Source organism: Pantoea sp. X-Soil-OKNW-556 (assembly GCF_059730695.1).
This window is the reverse complement of record NZ_AP035990.1, coordinates 3,197,849-3,223,882: the sequence shown is the minus strand read 5'-3', so window position 1 is coordinate 3,223,882 and position 26,034 is coordinate 3,197,849. Positions and strand designations below refer to the sequence as shown.

The window sequence follows — 26,034 nt, the reverse complement described above, 5'->3', positions numbered from 1 at the left end:
CTTTTTGATGGTTTAATGACGGCCATTTTGCTGGCGATAACGATCGACCCACATGGCGGTGGCACCACACACGGCAACGGGCATGATGGCCAGATTGAGGATGGGGATCATGGTAAACAGGCTGACCAGCGCCCCAAATTGCATATTGGCGCTTTTATGCCGACGTAACGCATGGCGCATCTGTTGAAAACTCACTTTATGGTTATCAAATGGATAATCGCAATATTGGATTGAGAGCATCCAGGCGCTGAACAAAAACCATAAAACCGGAGCCACCGTTTGCCCGAAACCCGGAATAAAGTACAGCAGCAATAACCCAAGTGCGCGGGGCAAATAGTAGCCCAGCTTCTGCATTTCACGCTTCATGATGCGGGGAATGTCTTTGAACATGGCTACCCAGCCACTATCGGGCAAGGGTTTACCGGTCAGACGCCCTTCCAGTTGTTCTGCCAGCAGTCCGCAAAAAGGGGCCGCAATCAGGTTAGCGATGGTGGAAAAGAAGTAACTGAACACCAGCACAATCGAAATCACCGACAACGGCCAGAGCAGGTAACTCAACCATTGCAGCCAATCGGGGATATGTGCCATTAGCTGGGGAATCCACTGGCTGAGGCGGTGGAAGAGCCAAATAAAGGCACCCCCCAACAGCAGGATATTGACCAGCAGCGGGATGATAACATAGCGGCGAATACCGGGCAGACGCACCAGCTTCCATCCCTCGGCGAAGTAATGAATACCATTCAAAGATGAGACCGATTTCTCAACGGGCATAACAAGCCTTTCTCCAATGTGTACGGGCGCGAACATCATAACCTGGCTTTTTATCGGCAACAGGGTCGCTTTGCACGAAAAAACAGCAAAAAAGCGTGGGGGAGCTATCTTATTTGTCAGAAAATACTGCACAGACTTGCACTTGTGTAGCAGGGCAAATACAGTTAGAGGATAAAGTTTGCCGTGGTGGCAAGGTATTGGAACAACAGAGAATACAATGATGCAGGATTTGCGTCTGATATTAATCGTTGTTGGCGCGATCGCCATAATAGCGCTGCTACTTCACGGACTGTGGACCAGCCGTAAAGAGCGCTCCTCCGTGTTTCGCGATCGCCCGCACAAACGTCTGAAACAACGCGAAGAAGCGGATGATGATCTGCTGGGCGACGATGATGAAGGCGTCGGCGAAGTACGGGTTCGTCGCGATACGCATGATGAACCTGAGCTGGGCGGCTATTCAGAAAAGCCGGTCAGTGCGCCGCGTGCGCCTGAACCTGTTCGTCAGCCTGCACCGCGTCAGGAACCTTCAGTTGCACGCGATCCGCTGTTTGATGCGGAGCCGGAAGTGCGCCAGCAACCCGTACCGCCTGTTCCTCCAGTGGTAAAACCTGTTGTGCAGCCGCAACCACAGCCGCAACCGATTCAGGCAGATCCGTTGCTGGATAACGACCCGCTGGTTAGCGCCGCACCGGTCGTGGCCCAACAGCCTGAGCCGGAAGAAGAGACGCCCGTTGCCCACGAAGAACAACCGCAGCCAGCCGCTGCGGGCAGCAAAAAAGAAGCCGTGCTGGTACTGCACGTTGCGGCTCATGCTGGCGGCGTGCTGAATGGTGAAGCGCTGTTGCAGGGGATTTTGCAGGCAGGCTTCCAGTTTGGCGAAATGAATATTTTCCATCGCCATCTGAGTCCGGCCGGCAGCGGTCCGGTGCTGTTCAGCCTGGCGAATATGGTAAAACCCGGTTCGTTCAATCCGGATGAAATGGGTGATTTCAGCACGCCAGGCGTATCCATCTTTATGATGGTGCCGTCGTACGGCGATGCGAACCAGAACTTTAAACTGATGCTGCAATCCGCACAGCGTATCGCGGATGATGTCGGCGGCGTCGTGTTGGATGATGAGCGCCGAATGATGACGCCACAAAAGCTGGAAACTTATAAAGCACGTATTCGCGAGGTTATCGGCTGATAACCCGTGCAGGCGTCAACAATCTCTACTTATAACCCCCGCCTGTCGGGGGTTTTTTATCGGATGAGGCACTATGAAATCGGTTCAGGAGCAGATCACCGCGCTGCGCACCACGTTACGTCACCACGAATATCTCTACCATGTGATGGATACGCCGGAAGTCCCGGATGCAGAATATGACCGACTCATGGCACAGCTGCGTGAGCTGGAAAGCGCGCATCCCGAGCTGATCACGCCGGATTCACCGACGCAACGTGTCGGTGCCGCACCGCTGGCCGCCTTTGAACAGGTTCGTCATGAAGTGCCGATGCTGTCGCTGGATAACACCTTCGATGAAGCCGGTTTCCTCGCTTTCAACAAACGCGTTCAGGATCGTCTGAAAAGCAGCGATGACCTTGTCTACTGCTGCGAACTCAAACTGGATGGTCTTGCGGTAAGCCTGTTGTATGAAGATGGCTTATTGGTCAGTGCCGCCACGCGCGGCGACGGCACCACCGGAGAAAATATCACCGCCAACGTGCGCACCATTCACGCGATTCCGCTGCGCCTGCACGGCGACAATATCCCGGCCCGCGTTGAAGTACGTGGCGAAGTGTTTATGACGGAAAGTGGTTTCGAAAAATTGAATGAAGAAGCGCGCCGTACCGGGGGGAAAGTTTTCGCCAACCCACGTAACGCCGCTGCGGGTTCGCTGCGTCAGCTCGATCCGCGCATCACCGCGAAGCGCCCACTCACGTTCTTCTGCTACGGCCTTGGCCTGCTGGAGGGCGGTGAGATGCCTGCCAGCCACCTCGGCCGTCTGCAACAATTTAAGGCCTGGGGTTTACCGGTCAGCAACCGTATCCGTCTGGCCAATAATGCCGATGAAGTGTTGGCGTTTTATCGCGAGGTTGAAGAGGCGCGCCCAACGCTGGGGTTCGATATCGATGGTGTGGTGATCAAGGTTGATTCGCTGGCATTACAGGAACAACTGGGCTTTGTCGCCCGCGCACCGCGTTGGGCTGTTGCGTTTAAATTCCCGGCGCAGGAGCAGATGACCGTGGTGCGTGACGTGGAGTTCCAGGTGGGCCGTACCGGCGCCATCACGCCAGTTGCCCGTCTGGAGCCGGTGCAGGTGGCCGGCGTAGTGGTCAGCAACGCCACGTTGCATAACGCCGATGAAATTGCCCGTCTGGGGCTGCGCATTGGTGACAAAGTCGTGATTCGTCGTGCCGGGGATGTGATCCCGCAGGTGGTGAATGTTGTGGAATCGGAACGCCCGGAAGACACGCGTGAGATTGTGTTCCCCAGCCACTGCCCGGTGTGCGGCTCTGATGTGGAGCGTGTGGAAGGCGAAGCGGTGACGCGTTGTACCGGTGGCCTGATTTGCGGTGCGCAACGTAAAGAGGCGCTCAAGCATTTTGTGTCGCGCCGCGCGCTGGATGTCGAGGGGATGGGTGACAAAATCATCGATCAACTGGTGGAAAAGGAGTACGTCAAAACGCCTGCCGACCTGTTTCGCCTGACCGCCGGTAAGCTCACCGGGCTGGACCGTATGGGGCCGAAATCGGCGCAGAATGTGGTCGATGCGCTGGAGAAAGCCAAACTCACCACGCTACCGCGTTTCCTCTATGCCCTTGGCATTCGTGAAGTCGGGGAGGCCACCGCGGCTAACCTTGCCAATCATTTTGGTGAGCTGGAAAAAGTGATGGATGCCGACCTCGATGCGCTGATAGCGGTGCAGGATGTCGGCAAAGTGGTTGCCAGCCATGTACGCAACTTTATGGATGAAGAGAGCAACCGTGAGGTGATTCGCGAACTGACCGTGGAAATGGGCGTGCACTGGCCGCAGGTTGAGGTGGTAAATGCAGCAGAGATCGATAGCCCGTTTGCCGGTAAAACCGTGGTATTAACCGGTTCGCTGTCGCAGATGAACCGTGATGATGCCAAAGCGCGTCTGACGGCCCTGGGTGCCAAAGTCAGTGGCAGCGTATCAAAGAAAACCGATTTGCTGATTGCCGGTGAAGCCGCCGGTTCCAAACTGGCGAAAGCACAGGAGCTGGGCATTGCGGTGATCGACGAAGCAGAGATGATTCGCCTGCTCGGAGCCTGATATGGAAAAGCAGCAGCTGATTGAGATTGCCAACACGCCAATGCCGTTTGGTAAATACAAAGGCAGGGTGTTGATTGATTTGCCGGAGGAGTATCTGCTGTGGTTTGCCCGCAGCGGTGAGTTTCCCGCCGGTAAACTGGGTGAGCTGATGCAGCTCACCCTGGCGATTAAGATTGAAGGGTTACAGGGTTTGGTGAAGCCGCTGAAACGTACATGATGTAAGGCGACACGGTTTATCGCGCCGTTTTTTTACAACCCGCGCGATAAATCGCGCGGCTACGAATCAGGATTTCTGCACTTCAACCTGTTGCTGCTGCGCCTGCCGTTTCGCATTGCTGGTTTTATAACGTTGGGCAATGAAAGAACACACCATCAACTGCACCTGATGGAAGATCATCAGCGGCAGCACGATAATCCCCACGCTGCTGGCTGGGAACAGGATATTGGCCATCGGCACGCCGTTGGCGAGGCTCTTTTTCGAACCACAGAACAACACGGTAATTTCATCGGGACGCTTGAAGCCAAACAGGCGTGATGCGCCAAGGTTGATCAACAACACCACAGCCAGCAGCAGCAGGCTACCGGCCAGAATCCACAGCAGCGTATCCACGCCCACGCGGTGCCAGATGCCGTTGACTACCGCTTCACTAAAGGCGGAATAAACCACCAACAGAATGGAGGTCTGGTCGGTTTTACCAATCAGGCTGCGATGCTTCTCCACCCAGCCGCCAATCCAGCGACGTGAAATATGACCGAGCACAAAAGGCACCAGCAACTGCAACATGATTTTGCCAATCTGCTCCAGCCCGTTGCTCGGACCATCGCTGTGCACATTCATCACCAGATTCACCAGCAACGGCGAAACAAATACGCCGAGTAAGCTGGATGCGGAAGCGCTACATACCGCAGCCGCCACGTTGCCTCCGGCCATAGAGGTAAAGGCGATTGCCGACTGCACGGTTGCAGGCAGAATGCACAGGTAAAGAAAACCGGTATAGATTTCAGCGCCTACATCAACCGGATGCCACCACACCAGCAGCAGGCCAAGGATCGGGAACAGCACGAAGGTGCTGCACATAATCCATAAATGCAGTCGCCAGTGGCTGCTACCGGCGATGATTTTTTCGCGTGACAGCTTGGCACCGTGCATAAAGAACAGCAGGGCGATGGCAGCGGTGGTCAGCCATTCAAAGAAGTCGACAAACCCGCCTTTGGCCGGTAAGAAGCTGGCCAGCAGCACGGTGATGATGAGTTTGACCATCATCGGGTCGAGGCGTAAAAATCCCATTGTTACAATCCGGTTAATTAAAATTTGATGTTGCTGATTGTGCGCCAATCGGGTTTAGAAATAAAATTGATTTATTGCATTAATCTATGAGTGATATCGATGAATTACACGCTGCGCCAGTTGCGCACTTTTGTCGCTGTGGCAAAACATGGCAGCTTCAGCCTGGCCGGGCAGGTCATTGGCCTGAGCCAGTCGGCGGTCAGCCACAGCATTAAAGAACTGGAAGCGGAAATGGGGGTGCGTTTGCTGGATCGCACTACGCGCGAGGTGCTGCTGACTGGTGCGGGACAGCAGCTGGCCACGCGCCTGGAGCATCTGCTGGAAGAACTTAACACCACGGTGTTGGATGTCCGTAGCTACGGTGAACAGCGTAGCGGTACGGTGCGGGTGGCGGCCAGCCAGACGCCTTCTGCGCATCTGATGCCGCAATGTCTTGCCAGCAGCCAACAACGCTATCCCGATATTCGTGTGATCTTGCATGACCGCGCGCAGCAGTGGGTACTGCAAAGCGTGCGTAACGCGGAGGTAGACTTCGGCATCATCATCGGGCCATTGCGTGATAGCGATTTTGACTACCAGACCATTATGGATGAACCCTTTTTATTGCTGTGTCGGGAAGATGATGTCCTGGCACAGGCGCTTCAGCCACAGTGGTCAATGCTGGATGGGCGTACTATGGTGCTTCAGGACTACGCTTCGGGCAGCCGTCTGCTCATTGACGCCGCGCTGCATCAGCAGGGGATCTCGGTCAACGTGGTGCAGGAGATAGGGCATCCGGCAACGCTATATCCGATGGTTGAAGCAGGGATTGGCATCAGTATTCTTCCGGCGCTGGCGTTGCCCTTACCGTCCGGGCGCAAACTGACGGTGCGACGTCTTTACCCGGAAATAAACCGTAGCCTGATGCTGATTAAACGCCGAAATCGATCGTTGACGCCCGCAGCAGAGGCGATCTGGCAGGAAGTGCGTCAGCAGGCAGCGCTGCTGACGCAACAACGTTCTCTTAAACCGGCGTTTTAAACGTAAACGTTGATCTTATTGGTATCCGTCGGGCGGTTGATACCATCAGCTTTTGCCGTGGTGCTGGCGGTTTCCTGTTTTTGCTGCTGCTCCTGCTGTTGTTGCGCTTTTTCAGCCGCTTGCTGCTCGATTTGCGCAATCTGCGCTTCAATCATCTGAATCTGCGACTCCAGTAACTGCTCCTGTTCAGATTTTTGTTCATCTGTGAGGGTGTCATCACTGGACAGATCTTTGAGTTCTTTGGTCAGGCTCTGAATTTGTTTATTCAGGCTGGCGATTTGCGACGTGTTGCCGCTACTGCTGGCACTGGTGGTACTACTGGATACACTGGAAATGGTACTCATGGTTTTCTCCTTGCAATAGTTCACAGTCGTTATCGGCAAGGGGATAAAATCACATGAGGGTTCAAAGCGTTAAGGTTGTGAAAGGAATCTGTAAAACGCGCATAGCAAAAAGGCGCCTTTAGGGCGCCTTTCTACATAATGGTGGGTCGTGCAGGATTCGAACCTGCGACCAATTGATTAAAAGTCAACTGCTCTACCGACTGAGCTAACGACCCGAAGTGGTGGGTGATGACGGGCTCGAACCGCCGACCCCCTCCTTGTAAGGGAGATGCTCTACCAACTGAGCTAATCACCCACTTCGGTACTACTTAACAAGAGTGTCATCAGACTAAGATATGGTGGGTGATGACGGGCTCGAACCGCCGACCCCCTCCTTGTAAGGGAGATGCTCTACCAACTGAGCTAATCACCCATATCTTATCTCTTGTTCACTGCGGGCCACCTTGAGAGTGGTGGGTGATGACGGGCTCGAACCGCCGACCCCCTCCTTGTAAGGGAGATGCTCTACCAACTGAGCTAATCACCCCCGCTGTGTGGAGTCGCATTATAGGGATCCTTCGAAGTGAGTCAACGCTTTTTAAAACATAAATGTGCGTTCGCTTTAAAATTAAACATCTCGCGGCGCTTTTAGCCAATATGCTGGTTTTATTAGCAGAAAAACCACTATCTATTGTGACGCGTACCGCGACAATGATTGAGGAATCATGGTCAGCTGCTAGAATATGCGCACTGTTTTTTCGCGTTAACCTGTTTTTTGTCATCCAGACAACGAACCTCCGCGCATTTAAGGCAATGCTGAATGAAAATCAAAACTCGCTTCGCACCCAGCCCCACTGGTTATCTGCATGTGGGCGGTGCTCGTACCGCGCTTTACTCCTGGCTTTATGCTCGTCATAACAAGGGCGAATTTGTTCTGCGTATCGAAGATACCGATCTGGAGCGATCCACGCCGGAAGCCATCGAAGCCATTATGGATGGCATGAACTGGTTGAGCCTGGACTGGAACGAAGGCCCGTACTACCAGACCAAACGTTTTGATCGCTATAACGCGGTGATCGACGAAATGCAGGAAGCAGGCACTGCCTATAAATGCTACTGCTCGAAAGAACGTTTGGAAGCATTGCGCGAAGAGCAGATGGCGAAAGGCGAAAAACCGCGTTATGACGGTCGTTGCCGCGACAGCCACGAACATCATGCCGCTGATGAACCTTGCGTGGTGCGTTTCCGTAACCCACAAGAGGGTTCGGTAATTTTCGATGACCAGATCCGTGGTCCGATTGAATTCAGCAACCAGGAGCTGGATGACCTGATCATTCGCCGCACCGATGGTTCGCCGACCTACAACTTCTGTGTCGTGGTGGACGACTGGGATATGGGGATCACCCATGTGATTCGTGGTGAAGACCATATCAACAACACGCCGCGTCAGATCAACATCCTGAAAGCGATTGGCGCTGAAGTGCCGACTTATGCTCACGTCTCGATGATCCTCGGTGACGATGGCAAAAAACTCTCCAAGCGTCATGGTGCGGTAGGTGTGATGCAGTATCGTGATGACGGCTACCTGCCGGAAGCGCTGCTCAACTATCTGGTGCGTCTGGGCTGGTCACATGGCGATCAGGAAATTTTCAGTGTGGCGGAGATGACGGAGTTGTTTACCCTTGATGCGGTCAGCAAGTCAGCCAGTGCCTTTAACACAGAAAAATTGCAGTGGCTGAACCATCACTACATTAATACGCTGCCGCCGGAATATGTCGCCACCCATCTGCAATGGCACATTGAACAACAGAACATCGATACCCGTACTGGCCCGGAACTGGCGAAGCTGGTTACGTTGCTGGGCGAGCGTTGCAAAACGCTGGTGGAGATTGCCGCTTCCTGCCGCTACTTCTATGAAGAGTTTGACGCGTTTGATGCCGATGCAGCGAAGAAACACCTGCGCCCGGTAGCGCGTCAACCGTTGGAAGTGGTGCGTGACAAACTGGCCGCCATCAGCGACAACGACTGGACCGCTGAAAATGTGCATCACGCCATTCAAAGCGCGGCTGATGAGCTGGAGCTGGGGATGGGGAAAGTCGGCATGCCGTTGCGTGTTGCCGTAACCGGTGCCGGGCAATCACCCGCGCTGGATGTGACGGTACAGGCGATTGGTCGCAGCCGCAGCGTGGCGCGCATTGAAAAAGCGCTGGCCTTTATTGCGGAACGTGAAGCGCAGGCCTAAACCTGACGTGAGTAAAAAAGCCGGAAGCGTTGCTCCCGGCTTTTTTATTTTTCCTGAATTCCCAGCCGTTGTAATACGCCTCTGATTCCTTCCCGCAACAGAAGTGCCACCAATTGTTCCTGTTCGGCGACTGTCATTTGCTGGATAGAATTTATTAATAACGCAGGTAACGTATTTTGCTGAGCACCGTAATGAGCTGCCGGTTCACTCGCGTGTCGGGTAGATTGGATAAAGCTTTTAACGCGTTCATCAATGTGGATCAAACGCGCCTTGCCGCCCTGTACACCGGGCTTTGGCGTGGTTGTCCAGTTTTCGCGTTTAATCCATTTGTTAACAGTCTGGCGACTGTATCCGGTTTCCAGCGCGAGTTCTTCGGGTGTTAGCCATTCCTTTTTCACGACGCTTTCCCTGTTAAATACATTAGAATTACATATTACAACAAAACGTTTCAGGTGAAAGTCATCACGCAGCAAAATGCCTTTTGCCCACCAGCAAAAGGCACCATTCGATTAACGTGCTTCGCTCGCTGCCGCCATCGCCGGGCGGAAGGCGATAAAGTAGGTCAGACCGACAAAAATCGCCCCGCCAACGCCATTACCGAGGAACACGGCGACAAAATTCGGCAGGTACTCAGTCCAGCTCAACTGTCCGGCGAAAATCGCGGCCGGCACGATAAACATATTTGCCACGACGTGCTGGAAGCCAATCGCCACGAAGGCCATTACCGGGAACCACATACCAAAAATCTTGCCTACCACGTCTTTACTGGCAAACGCCAGCCACACCGCCAGGCACACCAGCCAGTTACAGCCAATGCCAGAGATAAAGGCATGCAGGAAATCAGCATTCACTTTGGCGGTAGCGATGGCGACCGTTTTCTTCAGGTAGTCTCCCTCCGTCATACCCAACATATGACCAAAGAACCAGGCGACGGCGATACTGCCGAGGAAGTTGGCGATGGTGACCCAGAACCAGTTGCGCAGCACGCTGAAGCCACTGATACGGCGTGCGAACCAGGCAATCGGCATGGTCATCATATTGCCGGTCAGCAGTTCACCACCGGCCAGCACGGTCAGAATCAGACCGACCGGGAAAACCGCCGCGCCCAACAGCCCGCCGAAGGAGCCCCAATCGGCGGGCAGTTGGTTAATAACGTGCAGATCAAGCAGAAAGCCGGTTGCAATAAATGCGCCCGCCATAAAGCCGAGGATCAATAAGGTAGATACCGGCGCCTGGCTTTTAACCACGCCAGACTGAATCGCCAGTTGGGCGATCTCTTTTGGTGTATGCAGTGACATAAATTCGCATTCTTATTAATAACAAGGGAAGGGACGTGCTGGCCGATCAAAAGAGGCAAAACCCCTGGTCGATGACCGGTTAATTAGCGTGCGAAGTTTTACACCGACCATTAACAAAAAACAAGCGTTCTTACGATAGCAATTAACGATGGTTTAACCAGGCGGCATCAGAAAACGGGCGATGATGCTGAAAAAAAAGCCACAGCGACACGGGTTTGCCGCCTTTTTCAGCGATTGAACACAGAACGGAAATTTGACGTTGACACCCAGGAAGGGGTTTCATATTATGCCGTCCGTCGAGGTGACTCGGCGGTTTTTTCGGTTCGGGGCTATAGCTCAGCTGGGAGAGCGCTTGCATGGCATGCAAGAGGTCAGCGGTTCGATCCCGCTTAGCTCCACCAAACTTCTTCCCAAAAGTTTGGCACTGAAAAAACGATTCCAGATGTGGGGGTATAGCTCAGCTGGGAGAGCGCTTGCATGGCATGCAAGAGGTCAGCGGTTCGATCCCGCTTATCTCCACCATTTCTCTGTTCGTTCCGAACAAATTTTAAAAAAAAATCATACTATTGGGTACAAGTACCCCGTAGCGGCGCGATTTATCGTGCGGTTTTTTTCTGCAACAAATTAAAAACAGCGCGATAAATCGCGCCGCTACCAGTCAGACGGTCACTGCCTGTGACACTGGCTTGAGTACCCTGAATCCATGCGTTCCATCGCGATCCAACTGCGCCACCAGACCATATTCCCAGTCGAGATAAGCCTGCATCACCGTCGGCTCAATATCGGTGCCCTCATACGGACGGCGATAACGGTCAATCGCTGGTGACAGCAACCGCTGTTCTCCTTGTTCGGTTGGCAGGCCCGCCGCGCGCCAGGCGGCGTTACCGCCTTCCAACACATATACCGGCTTTCCGCTCAGCTCTGCAATCTGTTCGACCGCATAGCCCGCCAGCAAACTGCTGCCGCAGGTCAGGACATAACGTCGCGCTTCAGGCAATAAGGCGTTGCCCTGTTGTTGCAGGGTGGAGCGCAGCAGCCAGGCTGCACCGGGAATATGGCTGTTGAGGTGATTGACGCGCGTGGTGAAATCCAACACCTGGGTTTGTCCTTCAGCCAGCCAACTGGCAAGCTGTTGCGGTGAGACAAATTCTGGCTGTGCGACAGGCGGAACCTGAGCTTGCCAGTTGCCCGTCACACTGAAATCACTGACCTGCAAACCCTCCAGCACCGCCACCTGCCAACCCAGTTGCGCCAGCCAGGAGGCCGCCATATTGGCACGCACGCCGTCGTCGTCAATCAATACAATGCGCGCACCACGTACGCTGGCGTAGTGATCGGTTTCCTGCACCAGTTGACCACCTGGAACATGGCGACTGCCGGGGACATATCCGGCGGCATATTCCTGTGCATCGCGCACATCAAACAGATAAGTGGTGCGAGGCTCCTGTCGCAAACGATGCAGTGTGTCGAGCGTAATGCGTTCCGCGCCCGCGCGATCCGCCAGTTCACGCGCTTTTGCCGCCGCCTGGCGCTGTGCGATTTCGCTGGTTGCACCATAACGGCGGTCCTGTCCCTTATCCAGCGGATGTCCCGCCAGTGTCCAGCCGATAGTGCCGTTCCGTAGTGCAAACACCGGATTACGGATTCCGGCATTCACCAGTGACTGCGTGCCGATGATGCTGCGCGTGCGGCCTGCGCAGTTAACGATCACTGTGGTTTCCGGAGAGGGGGCGAGGTCGCGCACCCGCAACACCAACTCACCGCCCGGTACACTGGTAGCGTGTGGGATGCTCATGGTCTGGTATTCATCAAAGCGGCGTGCGTCCAGCACCACCACATCGTGGTCGCCGTTCAGCAGGCTATGTACCTCATCGGCGGAGAGCGACGGTGTCTGGTTATGATGTTCCACCAGTTCACCGAAAGCTTTACTGGGGGAGTTCACGTCAATAAACAGCTCCCCTCCGGCGGCCTGCCAGCCTGGCAGATCATCCGCCAACAACGCGACATTGTGGTAACCCAATGCTGCAATGCGTTCCGCAGCCGTTTGCGCCAGACCCTCGCCATTGTCGTATAAGGTAATGGCGGTAGCACGCTGCGGGATGCGATCCAGCCACTCCAGTTCAAGTTTGGATAACGGGATGTTCACCGCAAACAACGGATGACCCGTGGCATACAGCGCTTCATCGCGCACATCGACCAGTGCCACTTCCTGCTGCTGACGCAGCGCGGTCAGAATGTCGGCCGCCTGGCGTAACGGAAAAACCGGTTTAGTCATGTGAAAGATCCCAAATGTTTGGTAAGTAACGGTTGCTGTAGCCGGAGATAAACTCTTTTTCGCTGCCGTCTTCGCGATACACCGCGCGCTTAACCGCGCCGATATTGGCGCCATAGACGTGGATGCTGATGGATACCCGATCGTCAAAGGCATTGCTGACACGATGGATGTCGCCCACCGTAGGAGATACCGCCTCTACGCTGCCTGGCTCAAGGCGTACCGGCGGGCCTTCCGGTTGTAAACCGTTGGGGCCGGGTTGCCATGACTGGGATATCTCCGCGCCACGTAGCATGCCAATTAAGCCCCAGACGCGATGGTCGTGTATCGGCGTCTGCTGCCCCGGTCCCCAGACAAAGCTCACCACCGAGAAGCGCTGCTGCGCATCGGCGTACAACAAATATTGCTGATAATGTTGGGGATGCGGTTGGGTAAAGGCTTCGTCCAGCCAGTCGTCATGGTGGATCAACTCAGCCAGCCAGGCACTGGCGCGTTGCAACAGAGATTGCTCATCAGGATGGCTATCGAGCAGTTGCGCCAGATTGCCGACAAAGGTACGTAACCGGTGGTGCTGAAGTTCTCTCATGATTTATCCCCCTGAACACTTTTTGCCACCTGATTGGCCCCGGCGGCGAGGCTGAAATCAAACGCTTTGCTGACATCAACCTGCTTTGGCAACACCTGGTAACGGTGGAAAAAATCCGCCGATTTTTGCAGCGTACCAATCAGGCTGGCATCGAATACCAACGGACGAATGCGCGCATCAGCGATCCAACTGGCGGTAATGCTGGTTGGCATATTGAGGGTTTTTCCCAGAACCTGGGCGAACTCAGTGGGATGCTGCTGCGCCCAAACCTGCGCTTTGGCTAAGCGCACCAGCAAATCGGCGATGGCTTTGCGTTTTTCCGGGTTACTCAGTGCCTCATCACGCGCCAGCGCATAGGAATATCCCGACATAATGCCCTTGCCACCGCCTTGTGGCACACGCACCGTACCATCGACGGCGGTAGAGGTTGCGATATAAGGTTCCCACGGTGCCCAGGCGGCCACGGCACCCGAGGTTAACGCGGCACGTCCATCCACCGGACCGAGGAAGCGCAACGTCATGTCGCTGGGCTTAAGGCCCGCGCGTTCCAGCAAACCGAGAATCAGATAATGGCCCCAGCCGCCGCGATTCACCGCAATTTGCTTGCCTTTCAAATCCTGCAAGCTGTGCACCCCGGCATTGGGACGAGTGAGCAGGGCGATACTATCCGGGTTGTTTTGCCACGCACCTACCGCTTTCACCGGGGCCCCCGCAGCATAGACAAACAGGAACGGCAGATCGCCGGTGAAACCGACATCCAACGCCCCGGCGTTCAGCGCTTCCTGCACCGGTGCACCGGAGTCAAATGCCGTGAGCTTAAGGTCATAAGGCAGGTTGGTCAGCTCGCCAGACGCCTTCAGCGCTGCAAAGCGGTCACCCTTTACATCACCGAGGCGCAAAGTGACTTTCTCGGCGGCAAACAACGGATTAAGCGATAGCGCCAGCGTCAGACCGGCAAATAAAGCAGCCAGCCGCATCAGGCACTCCTTTTTTCATGGCGATCGACAGCCGCGACTTTTTCGCGCGTCAGTGGCAGCAATTCGCGGCCATATTCCACCGCATCGTTAAGGGGATCGAAACCACGAATCAGCACGTTATGGATGCCGAGGCGGTAGTAATCCAGCAGCGCGTCAGACACCTGTTCGGCCGTGCCAACCAATGCGGTGGAGTTGTAGCCACCCTGCACCAGTTTGGCGACGCCGGTCCACAGCACTTTATCGTGGCGTTCGCCCTCGTTGGCGGCAGCTAACAAGCGCTGTGCACCGACGCTCTGTGGTTTTGGCAAGCCGAAGGTATAACCGCTTTCCGCCAACTGTTTCCCGGCCGTTTCGCGAATGTACTCGGCACGTTCCCAGGCCTCTTTTTCGGTGCTACCGAGGATGGGGCGGAAAGAAATGTTGAAATCAATTTCCCGCCCCTGTTTTGCGGCGGCAGCACGAACGCTGCGCACCGTCTCTTCTGCGCCTTTCAACGGTTCGCCCCACAAGGCGAACACATCGGCATGGCGTGCCGCGACATCAATCGCTTCTGCTGACGAACCGCCAAAATAGATCGGCAGCTTTTTCTGCAACGGCTTAATCGCGGAGAACGCCTGCTCGGCCTGGTAGAACGTTCCCTGGTGATTGTAGGGTTGCGTCGATTCCAGACTCTGCTTCAGCACCGTCAGAAATTCATCGGTACGCGCGTAGCGTTCGGCTTTATTGAGGAAATCACCATCGCGGCGTTGTTCACTGTCGCTGCCGCCGCTGATGATATGCACCGCCAGGCGGCCATCGGTGAGGTGATCGAGCGAAGCCAGTTTGCGCGCGGCAAGGGTGGGTGCCACAAAACCTGGGCGATGGGCCAGCAGGAATTTCAGCGTCGAAGTATGGGCGGCGGCATGGGCGGTGACGAGAAAACCGTCCGGTTGATCGGACCAGTAACCGACCAGGATGCGGTCAAACCCGGCGTCTTCATGGGCGCGGGCGAAGCGGGCGATGTAGTCTTTATCAAATAACGGGCCGTTGGCTGGAATGATTTCGGAGGCGAGGCGGTGGCCAATCATGCCAAGAAACTGAATGCTCATAGTGTTCTCCTGATGTGAAGTCATGGAGAAAAGCTACGGGCGCGGGCGGTGGCAACGGAAATTCAATATTGTGCAAAGGTTTTGCGTTTTGACGTGAAGAAGCGTCAGGCGCGGAGAGCGGGGTAAAAAAAGGAGATATAACGGATAGGAATAATAAAGAAGAGAAGGGCGAGCCGAAGCCCGCCCTTAACATCAGAAGCCCAGCACCAGACCGGCAATCGCAGCGGAAAGCACGCTCACCAGGGTAGAGCCGTACAGCAGTTTCAGACCGAAGCGGGACACCACGTTGCCCTGTTCTTCGTTCAGACCTTTAATCGCACCTGCCACAATCCCGATAGAGGAGAAGTTAGCAAAGGAGACAAGGAACACTGACAGAATACCTTCCGCATGCGGTGACAGCTGACCGGCAATTTTTTGCAGATCCATCATCGCCACGAATTCGTTAGAAACCAGTTTGGTCGCCATGATGCTGCCAACCTGCAACGCTTCGTTGGAAGGCACGCCCATCACCCAGGCAAACGGATAGAAGACATAACCCAGCACGCCCTGGAAGCTGATGCCGAAGATCACATCAAACAGCGCATTCAGGCCGGAAATCAGGGCGATAAAACCGATCAACATCGCCGCAACGATAATCGCCACACGGAAACCGGCAAGGATGTATTCGCCCAGCATTTCGAAGAAGCTCTGACCTTTGTGCAGGTCCTGCAATTGCAGATCTTCTTCGCTATCGACGCGGTACGGGTTAATCAGCGACAGCACGATAAAGGTACTGAACATGTTCAGTACCAGCGCGGCAACCACATATTTGGGTTGCAGCATGGTCATGTAAGCGCCAACGATCGACATAGACACTGTGGACATCGCGGTAGCCGCCATGGTGTACATGCGGCGCTGTGACATTTTGCCGAGGATATCCTTATAGGCGATAAAGTTTTCTGATTGTCCCAGAATCAGAGAGCTGACGGCGTTAAAGGATTCCAGCTTGCCCATGCCATTGATTTTTGACAGCACGGTACCGATGCCACGAATCACCCACGGCAGGATGCGGAAATGTTGCAAAATACCGATCAGGGCGGAGATAAACACAATCGGGCACAGCACATTCAGGAAGAAGAAGGCGAGGCCTTTTTCATTCATATTGCCGAACACGAAGTTAGTCCCTTCTGCGGCGTACTTGAGCAGATGGTCAAACAGGCCTGCAAACCCTTTCACGAAGCCAAGACCCGCTTCAGAGTTCAGGAAGAACCAGGCCAACAGAACTTCAATCACCAGAAGCTGAACGATATAGCGAATACGGATGCTTTTACGATCGTGACTGACCAATAAGGCCAGCACGGCTACCACCACCAATGCCAAAAGAAAGTGCAAAATATGGGACATGTCGGCTCCAAATTTGAGGAGGGTTGTATTTTGCTGCGTATTCTATGTAACGCGTTACTTAAAAACGAGATCTAAACCACATTATAAGTATTAACTATCGACATATTTTTAAGATTAGTCTCAACCATCACAACTTCTTCACACACTTGTTACAACAAAAATAACCACAAAGTCATTGTCTATAAAATGAGCCGAGGGTAGATTGATTCCTGTTGCACACATTTTGGCAAAACCTGGCTTTACCGCAATGTATAGCAAAGGCTATACTTTATAGCACTATCTATTAAAGCGATAACTATAACCATATTTCACTTGCCGCGCCTGCCCCGTAACCTGTTCGGGTCAACAAGCGTTAAGACAGGGTCAAAAACTATGTCAGAAAGCCGCACCGCTGAGCGCGCTGCTCGCGGAGCCAGAAAGATAAAACTTGCCTTGCTGGGACCGGCCTTCATCGCGGCTATCGGTTATATCGATCCCGGCAATTTCGCCACCAATATTCAGGCGGGGGCTGCGTACGGCTACAAACTGCTGTGGGTGGTGGTCTGGGCGAATATCATGGCAATGCTGATTCAGCTCATGTCAGCTAAGCTGGGTATCGCTACCGGCAAAAATCTCGCGGAACATATTCGCGATCGCTTCCCACGTCCGGCGGTATGGTTTTACTGGGTACAAGCCGAAATCATCGCTATGGCGACCGACCTGGCCGAATTTATCGGTGCCGCGCTGGGCTTTAAGTTGTTGCTTGGTATCTCGCTTTTCCAGGGTGCGGTGCTGACCGGTATCGCGACCTTCCTGATTCTAATGCTGCAAAATCGTGGACAAAAGCCCCTCGAATTGGTTATTGGCGGGTTGCTGCTGTTTGTGGCCGCGGCATATATTGTTGAGTTGTTCTTCTCCCAGCCCAAAGTCAGCGAGTTGATTACCGGCATGGCGCTGCCATCCTTGCCGACGGCGGATGCGGTATTCCTTGCTGCCGGCGTACTCGGTGCCACCATTATGCCGCATGTGATTTATCTGCATTCGGCACTGACGCAATACGGTAATCAGGGCACCAAAGGACAGCGTTACTCCTCCACCAAACTGGATGTGGCGATTGCCATGACCATTGCCGGGTTTGTTAACCTGGCGATGATGGCAACCGCAGCGGCAGCGTTTCACTTCAGCGGTCACACCGGCATCGCCGATCTGGATCAGGCGTATCTGACGCTGCAACCGTTGTTAAGCCATGCTGCGGCGACGGTATTTGGTCTGAGTCTGGTGGCAGCAGGGTTGTCTTCTACGGTGGTGGGAACCCTCGCCGGGCAGGTGGTCATGCAGGGCTTTATCCGTTTCCAGATTCCGCTGTGGTTACGTCGCGCTATTACCATGCTGCCTTCTTTTATTGTGATCTGGGCAGGCTGGGATCCGACACGCATTCTGGTGTTTAGTCAGGTGCTGCTGAGCTTCGGTATCGCACTGGCGTTGGTGCCGCTGCTGTTTTTTACCGGCAACCGTGAGCTGATGGGGGCTGAGATGGTTAACTCACGTCTGATGCAAACCGTCGGTTGGGTGATTGTCGGGTTAGTGGTGGCGCTGAATATTTATCTGCTGGTCGGGCAGGCGCTGGGATTATAAAAAAGGTGTGCAGATGCACACCTTTTTGTTGTAGCGGCGCGATTTATTGCGCAGAGGAATAAGCCGAAATTAGTAACGGTCGCGACCGTGGTCATGGCCGTGACCATGTCCATGATGGTCATGACGATGCTCATAACGCCAGCGCTCATGACGGCGACGTTCCTGCTCGCGTTTCCACGCCTCATGTCGACGCCACTCCTCATGACGCCACCAACGATGATCGTGATAACGATAGCGATCATTCCACCAACGCGGTTCGCGCCAGCGGCCACCATCCCAGTAGTAACCTCGATGATCGCGATCGCCTAAATGCAGGGTGATGCCAGGGGCCAGATTAATGGTGGCACTACTGGCATGGGATGTGTGTAGTGCCAGTGGGGACAGCGTTGCCAGCAAAGCGGCAAACAAAATTCCACGTTTCATAATTCTCCTTTCCGGCAGCTTATCGATTGCTACCGTTGCGCTAGTCTGCCAGATCGGACCAAAAAGACCTTAAGACGTAGTCTGAATACATTGAGGATAATCTGAAATAAGAGTTTTCTGCCGGAAGGGAAGCCCGGCCTTGGCCGGGCGGGAAAGCGGTTACACCAGAATCGCGTTGATGGCCTCTAACTCTGCTTCGCTCAGCGCAGGCTGGCTCAGCATGGCAACGGCATCATCAATTTGCGCAGTTTTACTGGCACCAATCAATACTGAGGTGACGCGGGTATCACGCAGCACCCAGCTCAGCGCCATCTGCGCCAGTTTCTGGTCACGCTGCTGTGCAATGTTTTGCAATGCACGGACCTTGGCCATTTTTTCCTGTGTCAGTTGGTCTTCACGCAGGAATTTGCTGCCGCTGGCCACCCTTGAATCCTCGGGAATACCTTGCAGATAACGGTCAGTCAGAACGCCACCAGCCAGTGGTGAGAAGGCGATGCAGCCGACGCCATTGTCGCCCAATACATCCAGCAACCCTTGTTCCGGCGCGCGCTCAAACATCGAGTAGCGTGGCTGGTGAATCAGGCAGGGCGTACCGAGGTCGCGCAGAATGGCAATCGCTTCAGCGGCGCGCTCTGCCGGGTAATTTGAGATGGCGGCATACAGCGCTTTGCCCTGGCGCACCACCTGATCCAGCGCCCGCATGGTTTCTTCCAGCGGGGTTTCCGGGTCCGGACGATGGTGATAAAAGATATCCACGTATTCCAACCCCATGCGTTTCAGGCTTTGATCGAGGCTGGAAATCAGATACTTGCGCGAACCCCAGTCACCATAGGGGCCATCCCACATGGTGTAACCGGCTTTGGTGGAGATTAACAACTCATCACGATAGCCACGGAAATCCTCCCGCAGAATGCGCCCAAAATTCTCTTCAGCCGATCCCGGCGGCGGTCCGTAGTTATTTGCCAGGTCAAAATGCGTGATGCCGCAATCAAAAGCGTGGCGCAGCAGTTCGCGGCTGTTATCAACCCGGGTGCTGTCGCCAAAGTTGTGCCACAAGCCAAGCGAAATCGCTGGAAGTTTCAGGCCACTACGACCACTGCGGCGATATTGCATCTGTTGATAACGTTCGGGATGGGGAAAAACACTCATGCAGCGTTCCTGTCTCAAAGGGGGAGAAAGTGTCATCAGCATAGCAGTGTATGCGTTTACACTAATGGCAAACGCGTCGGCGATCGCAACTTACGGATTTTTCCGTCATCGTAACGTTCTGTTGCCAGATCATTCTGAGAAATGATGTTGAAAATCTAACCAATTCAGCCGCATCGCTAATACTCCAGATATAACCCACCAAGGAGTCGCTGCGCATGAAAACCCTCAAAGTTGGCGAATTTTTGTTGATGCGTTTACAGCAAGCGGGGATCCGGCACCTGTTTGGCGTGCCGGGGGATTACAATTTACAGTTTCTCGATAGCGTCATTGCGCATCCCGATATCACCTGGGTCGGCTGCGCTAACGAGCTGAATGCGGCCTATGCGGCGGATGGTTATGGCCGTTGTAACGGCGCTGCCGCCTTGCTGACCACTTTCGGCGTCGGCGAGTTAAGTGCGATCAACGGTATCGCTGGCAGTTACGCCGAATATGTACCGGTGATTCATATCGTGGGTGCACCGGCCAGCCAGGTACAGAGCCAGGGGGATTGTGTCCATCATTCTCTGGGCGATGGCGATTTCCGTCACTTCAGCCGTATGGCGCAGGAGGTGAGTGCGGCGAGCGCGGTGCTGACCGCAGAGAATGCGGTACAGGAAATCGATCGCGTGATGGGTGAAGCCCTGTATCAACACCGCCCTGGTTATTTGCTGTTGGCGGTCGATGTTGCTCAGGCCGAGGTCACCTTACCGCTGCCATCCTCTGCCATCACGTCGCTTCCTTCCGCGGTAGATGCCTTTGCGACAGCGGCGGAAGCTATGCTGTCATCGGCTCAACATGTGGCGCTGCTGGCCGATTTCCTTGCCGCGCGCTGGCAACTGCAATCCCCCCTGGCTGCCCTGCGTCAGCTGCGTGCCATTCCTGCCGCCACCCTGTTGATGGGCAAAGGCGTGCTGGATGAGCAGCAGCCAGGCTTTGTCGGCACCTATGCCGGGGAGGGCAGTACGCCAGCGGTGCGGGCGGCCATAGAAGAAACTGACGTGACTGTCTGCGTCGGTGTTCGTTTCACCGATACCTTAACCGCCGGTTTTACCCAGCAGCTCCCCACAGAAAAACTTATCGACCTGCAACCGTTCCATGCTGTGGTTGCCGGGGAAACCTTCTCGCCCTTAAGCATGGCAGAAGCGCTGGGCGTGCTGGAACCTTTGTTCCGACGTTATGGCGAACGTTGGGCTATCGGTGGCATGGCGACACGGGAAGATACATCGGATGATGATGCTTTCATCAGTCAGCATGCCTTCTGGCAGGCAATGCAGCGTTTCCTGCTGCCAGGTGATATTATCCTTGCCGATCAAGGTACTGCCGCCTTTGGTGCCGCCGCTTTACGCCTCCCCGAGGATGTGCAATTGCTGGTTCAGCCGCTCTGGGGTTCGATTGGCTATACTTTACCCGCCGCCTTTGGTGCGCAAACCGCGCAGCCGCAACGGCGGGTAATTCTCATCATCGGCGACGGTTCGGCGCAGTTAACCATCCAGGAGCTGGGATCCATGCAGCGCGATGGTCAGCAGCCGATTATTTTTCTTCTCAATAATGAAGGTTATACCGTCGAACGCGCGATTCATGGCGCGCATCAGCGTTACAACGACATTGCGCAGTGGAACTGGACTGCGCTGCCGCAGGCGCTCAGTCTGACGGGAGAAGCGCAAAGCTGGCGCGTCAGCGAAACGGTGCAACTGGAGGCGGTGATGGCACGGCTGGCGAATAATCAGCGTTTGTCGCTGGTGGAAGTGGTGCTGGATAAAGAAGATATCCCACCATTGCTGCGTAAAGTGACTGCCTCGCTGCATCAGCGCAACGGCGGCTGAATTCGGACAGTTGCCTCTGTGCAGTCCAGCCACTGCATGGCAGGATGTGGTCGCACCTGAGTGATTACGCCCATCTGACGCACTGATGGGCGTTGTTGTTTTATTGGCAGGCTTTTATAGTGTCTTGCAATTATTTATGACCCAAGCGGAGCAGCAGAAGAATGACAAAATACGCCCTGGTCGGCGATGTGGGCGGCACCAATGCCCGTCTCGCCCTGTGTGAGGTGGAAACCGGTGCCATCTCCCAGGCCAAAACATTCTCAACAGCAGACTATGACAATCTCGAAGCGGTGATTCGTCACTATCTGGATGAGCAGAAGCAGGATATTAAAGATGGCTGCATCGCCATTGCCTGCCCGATCACCGGCGATTGGGTCGAAATGACCAACCATGACTGGGCTTTCTCCACGAAGCAGATGAAAGAGAGCCTGGGTTTTGCTCATCTTGAGATCATCAATGACTTCACCGCCATCTCAATGGCGGTGCCGATGCTGGCGGAAAGTGATGTGATTCAGTTTGGCGGCAAAGCCCCGGTGAAAGATAAGCCGATCGCTATTTACGGCGCGGGCACCGGCCTCGGCGTCAGCCATCTGGTGCATGTCGATAAGCGCTGGGTCAGTCTGCCGGGCGAGGGCGGCCATGTTGATTTCGCGCCGAACAGCGAAGAAGAGGGCGAGATTCTGGAAGTGCTGCGCGCGGAACTGGGCCATGTTTCAGCGGAACGTGTACTGTCCGGTTCCGGGCTGGTTAATCTCTATCGCGCTATCGTCAAATCGGATCAGCGCGAGCCGGAAAACCTGAAACCTAAAGACGTGACCGAACGCGCGCTGAAAGACAGCTGCATCGATTGCCGCCGCGCATTGTCGTTGTTCTGCGTCATCATGGGACGTTTTGGCGGCAACCTCGCGCTGAATCTCGGCACCTTTGGCGGCGTGTATATCGCCGGTGGTATTGTGCCGCGTTTCCTCGACTTCTTTAAAGCCTCCGGCTTCCGCGCCGCGTTTGAAGACAAGGGCCGCTTCCGCGACTATCTGGTTGATATCCCCGTGTTTATGATTACGCACGATCAGCCGGGCTTGCTTGGTGCAGGCGCGCATCTGCGTCAGACACTGGGTCGCGTGCTGTAATTTCCCGCAGGCGAGTGGCCTCCAGCGCTGCTCGCCTTATAAGCGCATCAGTTGCCGAAACGCTTTCACCTTGCTACGACTCACCGGCACCTGCGCATCCAAATCGCGTAATTTCACCAGATAAGTATTGTTGAACCAGGGTTCTATCTCGCGGATTTTACTCAGGTTGACACAGTATGAACGGTGGCAGCGAAAGAAAGCCGTCTCGGGTAAGCGGCTACAAAACTCGCTGATGGTCATCGACATCACATACGCTTCGCGTCGCGTATACACGAACGTCAGTTTCTCGTGGGCTTCAACATAATAAATATCGTTAATATCGGTGACGATGATGCGCTCATCCTTCACCAGATTTACCGTCTGCTGGGCAATAGCCTGCGGGCTGCTGGCGGGGGACTGCTGCTGTTGCCAGCTCGCCTCCAGCTTGTTAAGCATGGTGATGATGCGTGATTCGTGATACGGCTTCAGAATGTAGTCAAAAGCCTCCAGCTCGAAGGCTTCTACCGCATGCTCTTTCCACGCGGTAATAAACACAATTAACGGCTTATGGGCGAATTGATTGATGTTTTGCGCCAACAACATGCCATCCAGCGAGGGGATATTGATGTCGAGGAAAATGACATCGACCCGATGGTTTTGCAGATACTTCAGGACTTCCAGTCCGTCATCAAAACAGGCTTCGATGGTGATCTGGCTGTGATGCTGAATCATCCAGCTCAGTTCCTGCTGTGCCAGAAACTCGTCTTCAACAATAATGGCTTTCACGCTGAAGTCTCCGTCACGCTGGCCTGTGTTGCTGGTAGTCGATGGCCATGTTTACTGAGGGTAAAGGAGATTTCGGTGCCAGGTTGATGGCGCTCTATGGTCAATCCCTGGCCGGAGAGCAACTTCACCCGATGATGTACATTCAACAGGCCGATTTTATTACCGGGCATCTCATCCCGCGCCACGCGTGCCATTACCTCTTCACTGATTCCGGCTCCGGTATCACGTACCGCCACCCGCACCCGATCACCGAGATCTTTGACGCTGAGAGTCACCACGCCTTTGCCGCGACAGGGCTGGATGCCGTGCACGATGGCATTCTCGACCAGCGGCTGAATCAGCAGACTGGGCAAGGTAAAATGCAGGTCTTCGTCGATGTCATAGATCATCGATAGCTTGTCACCAAAGCGTGCCTGTTCGATGGCAATGTAATCCTTCACCTGCCACAGCTCTTTTTTGATATCGATTGGCTCGTCGTCATTCAGTTCCAGGTTGTAACGCAAATAGCGCGACAGATTAATTACCAACTGGCGTGCGGTATCCGGGTTCATTCGAATCGATGCTGAAATGGCGTTCAGGGCGTTAAACAGGAAATGTGGGTTGATCTTGCTTTGTAAGGCACGCAGTTCAGCTTTGTTTGCCATCTCACGCAGTTGCTCGGCGCGGGACACTTCCAACTGGGTAGAGATGATTTGCGACAGCCCCACGGCCATCTCTTTTAGTGATCCGGTGATACGGTGAGCGCGGCGATAATAGATTTTTAGCGTGCCGGTGACTTCCCCTTTTTCCAAAAGGGGAATAACCAGCATTGAGTGAATATCCTTGGTACGGTGCGCTTCGTCATTATTCTTGATGATGATTTTACCGCTGGTGATCGCCTGCGCGGTGGTCGGGCTGAGGCCGTCGTCGCCATTCTGATAGTTTTGCGCGCCGTAGCCGACGTAGGCGAGAATCTGTTTGGTATTGGTGATCGCCACGGCGTCAGCATTGATTTCACAACGAATGATGTCGCATACCTGATGCAACGAGTGGCTGTTAATCTGGCGGAACAACGGCAGCGTCTTGTTGGCAATTTCCAGCGCCAGCTTGGCCTGTCGCGCGGCAATCGCCTCTTTTTCACCTTCGACACTCTGTACCAGCAACACAATCAAACCGATGCTGGAAGCGCCGAGGATCATCGGCAGCGCAATCTCGGAAACAATATCCAGGCCGAGTGACATCGGTCTGGCCCACAGCACAATCAGCAGCATGGTGAGGGTTTCACATAACATGCCGCCGAGAATACCGGCGCGCCAACGCTGTTCCTTGCTCACCCGACGATTAATCGCCCCCGAGGCGATACCGGCAATGATGCTGGTAATCAGGCAGGGAATCGAGGTAATGCCATGAATATCAATCAGAAAACGATGCAAGCCGGCAATCACCCCGGTGGCGATGCCGACCCACGGGCCAAACAAAATGCCACCTGACATTACGGCAATCACGCGCACGTTAAGCAGTGAACCATCGACATCAATACCTGACCAGGTGCTGAACAGGGCAAACAGCGAAAAAATCGCTGTCACCACCACTTTTTCCTGACGCGAGTGTTCATCTTTCTGTAGTAACTGGCGAAATGCGCGCGTCCGGGTGAGAAAGAACAGGCAAATCAGCATCAGCGCGGCGCGGTCAAATACCGCCAGCAGCATGTCAAAGTGAGAAGGCACAGGCATCTCGTCAGTAACCGGAGGGTAGGGCTATGATAAAAAATGTGATCGCGATCCGCCAGCGCCCTGACCGGCCTCAGACACTTCTTATGGCCAGGATCAATTTTTATCGTGTAAAACGCAAAAAGAGGAAAAGTTGAGTAGTAAAAAGAGGATTAGCTTTTCCCTGCGCTGAGACTGGTTGTCACCGGTGCGGTTTGTTATGTTGGCCTAAGCCTTTTTCGGAGCGCAGCCATGCAATTAGTTACAGCCCGTTTGACCCTCAACCGCCTCCAGCCGGAAGACTGGCAGATTTTCAAAGCGGTACATGAAGATGCCGCGACCATGATCTGGGTAAGTGAAATCCCCGATGAAGAGGATATCCGTCAGCGGTTTACGGAACGCCTTGCTCCCTGGCAGGTCAGCAGTTTTCACATGTTGTGCATGGTGGCCCGTTTGCGTGAAACCGGCGAAGCAATAGGCCTGTTTGGTTGCAACCCGGAGTGGGAACCCTATCGCCAGGCCGAGGTCGGCTACATGATGCTGCATCGTTTTACCGGACAGGGGTATGGCAGCGAGGCGCTGGGTGCGCTTTGTACGTTTTTGCTGCAAGCCGAATTTCATAAGCTGAAAGCACTGGTGGTGGAGGGGAATTGGCCATCAAGACGCATTCTGGAGAAGAATGATTTTGTGCTGGAGGGGACGCTACGGGATAATTATCTGTTAAACGGCCAATGGGTGAACGATTGGGTGCTGGGGCGTCTGAATCAGCAAAAATAAAAATATTATCTTCGGCTCTCGACAATCCTGTTATCACCGCGTTATGTTCTTGGTTCGGTCACAGCAGTGACCCACGTCGCTCGGACGGTCCGGGCGCTAACGT

The 26,034-nt window shown here is 54.4% G+C and carries 23 protein-coding genes and 6 tRNA genes; 11 read left to right on the top strand and 18 right to left on the bottom strand.

Annotated features, from left to right (window positions below; translation table 11 throughout):
* Positions 1 to 12: 12 nt before the first annotated feature.
* Positions 13 to 771, bottom strand: coding sequence for a sulfate transporter CysZ (gene cysZ / locus AC6I8T_RS15100; RefSeq protein ID WP_208723864.1), 759 nt, complete (start codon positions 769 to 771; stop codon positions 13 to 15).
* Between the two features lie 217 nt (positions 772 to 988).
* Here cysZ and zipA point away from each other — a divergent pair, with 217 nt between their 5' ends.
* The 3 genes from zipA to AC6I8T_RS15085 all read left to right on the top strand — a co-directional run bounded on the left by zipA (position 989) and on the right by AC6I8T_RS15085 (position 4,266).
* The gene (gene zipA, locus AC6I8T_RS15095; RefSeq protein ID WP_208723865.1) at positions 989 to 1,957 is read left to right on the top strand and encodes a cell division protein ZipA; all 969 of its coding nucleotides are present in this window, start codon (positions 989 to 991) and stop codon (positions 1,955 to 1,957) included.
* A gap of 73 nt (positions 1,958 to 2,030) precedes the next feature.
* Positions 2,031 to 4,049: an NAD-dependent DNA ligase LigA gene (gene ligA, locus AC6I8T_RS15090; protein WP_497829351.1), complete on the top strand. Its 2,019-nt coding sequence runs from the start codon at positions 2,031 to 2,033 to the stop codon at positions 4,047 to 4,049.
* Position 4,050: 1 nt separating this feature from the next.
* Complete coding sequence (locus AC6I8T_RS15085) at positions 4,051 to 4,266, top strand: DUF3820 family protein (protein ID WP_021184259.1); 216 nt, start codon at positions 4,051 to 4,053, stop codon at positions 4,264 to 4,266.
* A gap of 66 nt (positions 4,267 to 4,332) precedes the next feature.
* Here AC6I8T_RS15085 and AC6I8T_RS15080 read toward each other — a convergent pair whose 3' ends face one another.
* Complete coding sequence (locus AC6I8T_RS15080) at positions 4,333 to 5,337, bottom strand: bile acid:sodium symporter family protein (RefSeq protein WP_497834087.1); 1,005 nt, start codon at positions 5,335 to 5,337, stop codon at positions 4,333 to 4,335.
* Positions 5,338 to 5,436: 99 nt separating this feature from the next.
* Here AC6I8T_RS15080 and AC6I8T_RS15075 point away from each other — a divergent pair, with 99 nt between their 5' ends.
* Positions 5,437 to 6,357 (top strand): LysR family transcriptional regulator, encoded by a 921-nt coding sequence (locus AC6I8T_RS15075; protein WP_208723867.1) that lies wholly within the window; start codon positions 5,437 to 5,439, stop codon positions 6,355 to 6,357.
* Here the strand turns inward: AC6I8T_RS15075 and AC6I8T_RS15070 are convergent.
* The 5 genes from AC6I8T_RS15070 to AC6I8T_RS15050 form a co-directional block, all read right to left on the bottom strand.
* Positions 6,354 to 6,701: a FlxA-like family protein gene (locus tag AC6I8T_RS15070; RefSeq protein ID WP_208723868.1), complete on the bottom strand. Its 348-nt coding sequence runs from the start codon at positions 6,699 to 6,701 to the stop codon at positions 6,354 to 6,356. The genes AC6I8T_RS15075 and AC6I8T_RS15070 overlap by 4 nt on opposite strands.
* Before the next feature lie 139 nt (positions 6,702 to 6,840).
* A tRNA-Lys gene (locus AC6I8T_RS15065) sits at positions 6,841 to 6,916 on the bottom strand.
* A 4-nt stretch (positions 6,917 to 6,920) separates the two neighbouring features.
* Positions 6,921 to 6,996: transfer RNA gene (locus AC6I8T_RS15060), tRNA-Val, on the bottom strand.
* A gap of 41 nt (positions 6,997 to 7,037) precedes the next feature.
* A tRNA-Val gene (locus tag AC6I8T_RS15055) sits at positions 7,038 to 7,113 on the bottom strand.
* 38 nt (positions 7,114 to 7,151) lie between these two features.
* A tRNA-Val gene (locus AC6I8T_RS15050) sits at positions 7,152 to 7,227 on the bottom strand.
* A gap of 273 nt (positions 7,228 to 7,500) precedes the next feature.
* Here AC6I8T_RS15050 and gltX point away from each other — a divergent pair.
* Positions 7,501 to 8,922, top strand: coding sequence for a glutamate--tRNA ligase (gltX, locus tag AC6I8T_RS15045; RefSeq protein ID WP_208723869.1), 1,422 nt, complete (start codon positions 7,501 to 7,503; stop codon positions 8,920 to 8,922).
* A gap of 44 nt (positions 8,923 to 8,966) precedes the next feature.
* On the opposite strand, the gene AC6I8T_RS15040 is transcribed toward gltX, so the two are convergent.
* Complete coding sequence (locus tag AC6I8T_RS15040) at positions 8,967 to 9,320, bottom strand: YfeC-like transcriptional regulator (protein WP_208723870.1); 354 nt, start codon at positions 9,318 to 9,320, stop codon at positions 8,967 to 8,969.
* Between the two features lie 111 nt (positions 9,321 to 9,431).
* Positions 9,432 to 10,220, bottom strand: a complete 789-nt coding sequence (locus tag AC6I8T_RS15035) for a formate/nitrite transporter family protein (protein ID WP_208723871.1) — start codon at positions 10,218 to 10,220, stop codon at positions 9,432 to 9,434.
* A 325-nt stretch (positions 10,221 to 10,545) separates the two neighbouring features.
* Between AC6I8T_RS15035 and AC6I8T_RS15030 the strand changes: the two genes are divergently transcribed.
* Positions 10,546 to 10,621: transfer RNA gene (locus AC6I8T_RS15030), tRNA-Ala, on the top strand.
* Positions 10,622 to 10,666: 45 nt separating this feature from the next.
* Positions 10,667 to 10,742, top strand: a tRNA-Ala gene (locus tag AC6I8T_RS15025).
* Positions 10,743 to 10,878: 136 nt separating this feature from the next.
* On the opposite strand, the gene AC6I8T_RS15020 is transcribed toward AC6I8T_RS15025, so the two are convergent.
* The 5 genes from AC6I8T_RS15020 to AC6I8T_RS15000 all read right to left on the bottom strand — a co-directional run bounded on the left by AC6I8T_RS15020 (position 10,879) and on the right by AC6I8T_RS15000 (position 16,526).
* Positions 10,879 to 12,495, bottom strand: coding sequence for a rhodanese homology domain-containing protein (locus AC6I8T_RS15020; protein ID WP_497834086.1), 1,617 nt, complete (start codon positions 12,493 to 12,495; stop codon positions 10,879 to 10,881).
* Complete coding sequence (locus AC6I8T_RS15015; RefSeq protein WP_497834085.1) at positions 12,488 to 13,078, bottom strand: cysteine dioxygenase family protein; 591 nt, start codon at positions 13,076 to 13,078, stop codon at positions 12,488 to 12,490. The genes AC6I8T_RS15020 and AC6I8T_RS15015 overlap by 8 nt, the downstream gene beginning before the upstream one ends.
* Complete coding sequence (locus tag AC6I8T_RS15010) at positions 13,075 to 14,055, bottom strand: ABC transporter substrate-binding protein (RefSeq protein ID WP_497834084.1); 981 nt, start codon at positions 14,053 to 14,055, stop codon at positions 13,075 to 13,077. The genes AC6I8T_RS15015 and AC6I8T_RS15010 overlap by 4 nt, the downstream gene beginning before the upstream one ends.
* Positions 14,055 to 15,143: an LLM class flavin-dependent oxidoreductase gene (locus AC6I8T_RS15005; RefSeq protein WP_497834083.1), complete on the bottom strand. Its 1,089-nt coding sequence runs from the start codon at positions 15,141 to 15,143 to the stop codon at positions 14,055 to 14,057. Before AC6I8T_RS15005 ends, AC6I8T_RS15010 begins: the two co-directional genes overlap by 1 nt.
* Before the next feature lie 192 nt (positions 15,144 to 15,335).
* The gene (locus AC6I8T_RS15000; protein ID WP_021186330.1) at positions 15,336 to 16,526 is read right to left on the bottom strand and encodes a NupC/NupG family nucleoside CNT transporter; all 1,191 of its coding nucleotides are present in this window, start codon (positions 16,524 to 16,526) and stop codon (positions 15,336 to 15,338) included.
* Between the two features lie 333 nt (positions 16,527 to 16,859).
* On the opposite strand from AC6I8T_RS15000, the gene AC6I8T_RS14995 reads away from it, so the two are divergent.
* Entirely contained in the window at positions 16,860 to 18,140 is a 1,281-nt protein-coding gene (locus AC6I8T_RS14995; RefSeq protein WP_255341981.1) for an Nramp family divalent metal transporter, read from the top strand.
* Between the two features lie 69 nt (positions 18,141 to 18,209).
* Here the strand turns inward: AC6I8T_RS14995 and AC6I8T_RS14990 are convergent, their stop codons facing one another.
* Together AC6I8T_RS14990 and mgrA are read right to left on the bottom strand one after the other, a co-directional pair.
* Positions 18,210 to 18,563, bottom strand: a complete 354-nt coding sequence (locus AC6I8T_RS14990) for a DUF2502 domain-containing protein (RefSeq protein ID WP_497834082.1) — start codon at positions 18,561 to 18,563, stop codon at positions 18,210 to 18,212.
* Between the two features lie 159 nt (positions 18,564 to 18,722).
* Positions 18,723 to 19,712 (bottom strand): L-glyceraldehyde 3-phosphate reductase, encoded by a 990-nt coding sequence (gene mgrA / locus AC6I8T_RS14985; RefSeq protein WP_021186333.1) that lies wholly within the window; start codon positions 19,710 to 19,712, stop codon positions 18,723 to 18,725.
* Positions 19,713 to 19,927: 215 nt separating this feature from the next.
* Between mgrA and AC6I8T_RS14980 the strand changes: the two genes are divergently transcribed.
* Entirely contained in the window at positions 19,928 to 21,574 is a 1,647-nt protein-coding gene (locus AC6I8T_RS14980; RefSeq protein ID WP_208723876.1) for a thiamine pyrophosphate-binding protein, read from the top strand.
* A gap of 161 nt (positions 21,575 to 21,735) precedes the next feature.
* A complete protein-coding gene (glk, locus tag AC6I8T_RS14975; RefSeq protein ID WP_021186335.1) occupies positions 21,736 to 22,701 on the top strand; it encodes a glucokinase in 966 nt (321 codons plus the stop codon).
* A 36-nt stretch (positions 22,702 to 22,737) separates the two neighbouring features.
* On the opposite strand, the gene AC6I8T_RS14970 is transcribed toward glk, so the two are convergent.
* Together AC6I8T_RS14970 and AC6I8T_RS14965 are read right to left on the bottom strand one after the other, a co-directional pair.
* Positions 22,738 to 23,466 (bottom strand): LytR/AlgR family response regulator transcription factor, encoded by a 729-nt coding sequence (locus AC6I8T_RS14970; RefSeq protein ID WP_208723877.1) that lies wholly within the window; start codon positions 23,464 to 23,466, stop codon positions 22,738 to 22,740.
* The gene (locus AC6I8T_RS14965; RefSeq protein WP_302474913.1) at positions 23,463 to 25,154 is read right to left on the bottom strand and encodes a sensor histidine kinase; all 1,692 of its coding nucleotides are present in this window, start codon (positions 25,152 to 25,154) and stop codon (positions 23,463 to 23,465) included. Before AC6I8T_RS14965 ends, AC6I8T_RS14970 begins: the two co-directional genes overlap by 4 nt.
* Positions 25,155 to 25,406: 252 nt before the next feature.
* Between AC6I8T_RS14965 and AC6I8T_RS14960 the strand changes: the two genes are divergently transcribed.
* Entirely contained in the window at positions 25,407 to 25,931 is a 525-nt protein-coding gene (locus AC6I8T_RS14960; protein WP_208723879.1) for a GNAT family N-acetyltransferase, read from the top strand.
* Positions 25,932 to 26,034: the final 103 nt, after the last annotated feature.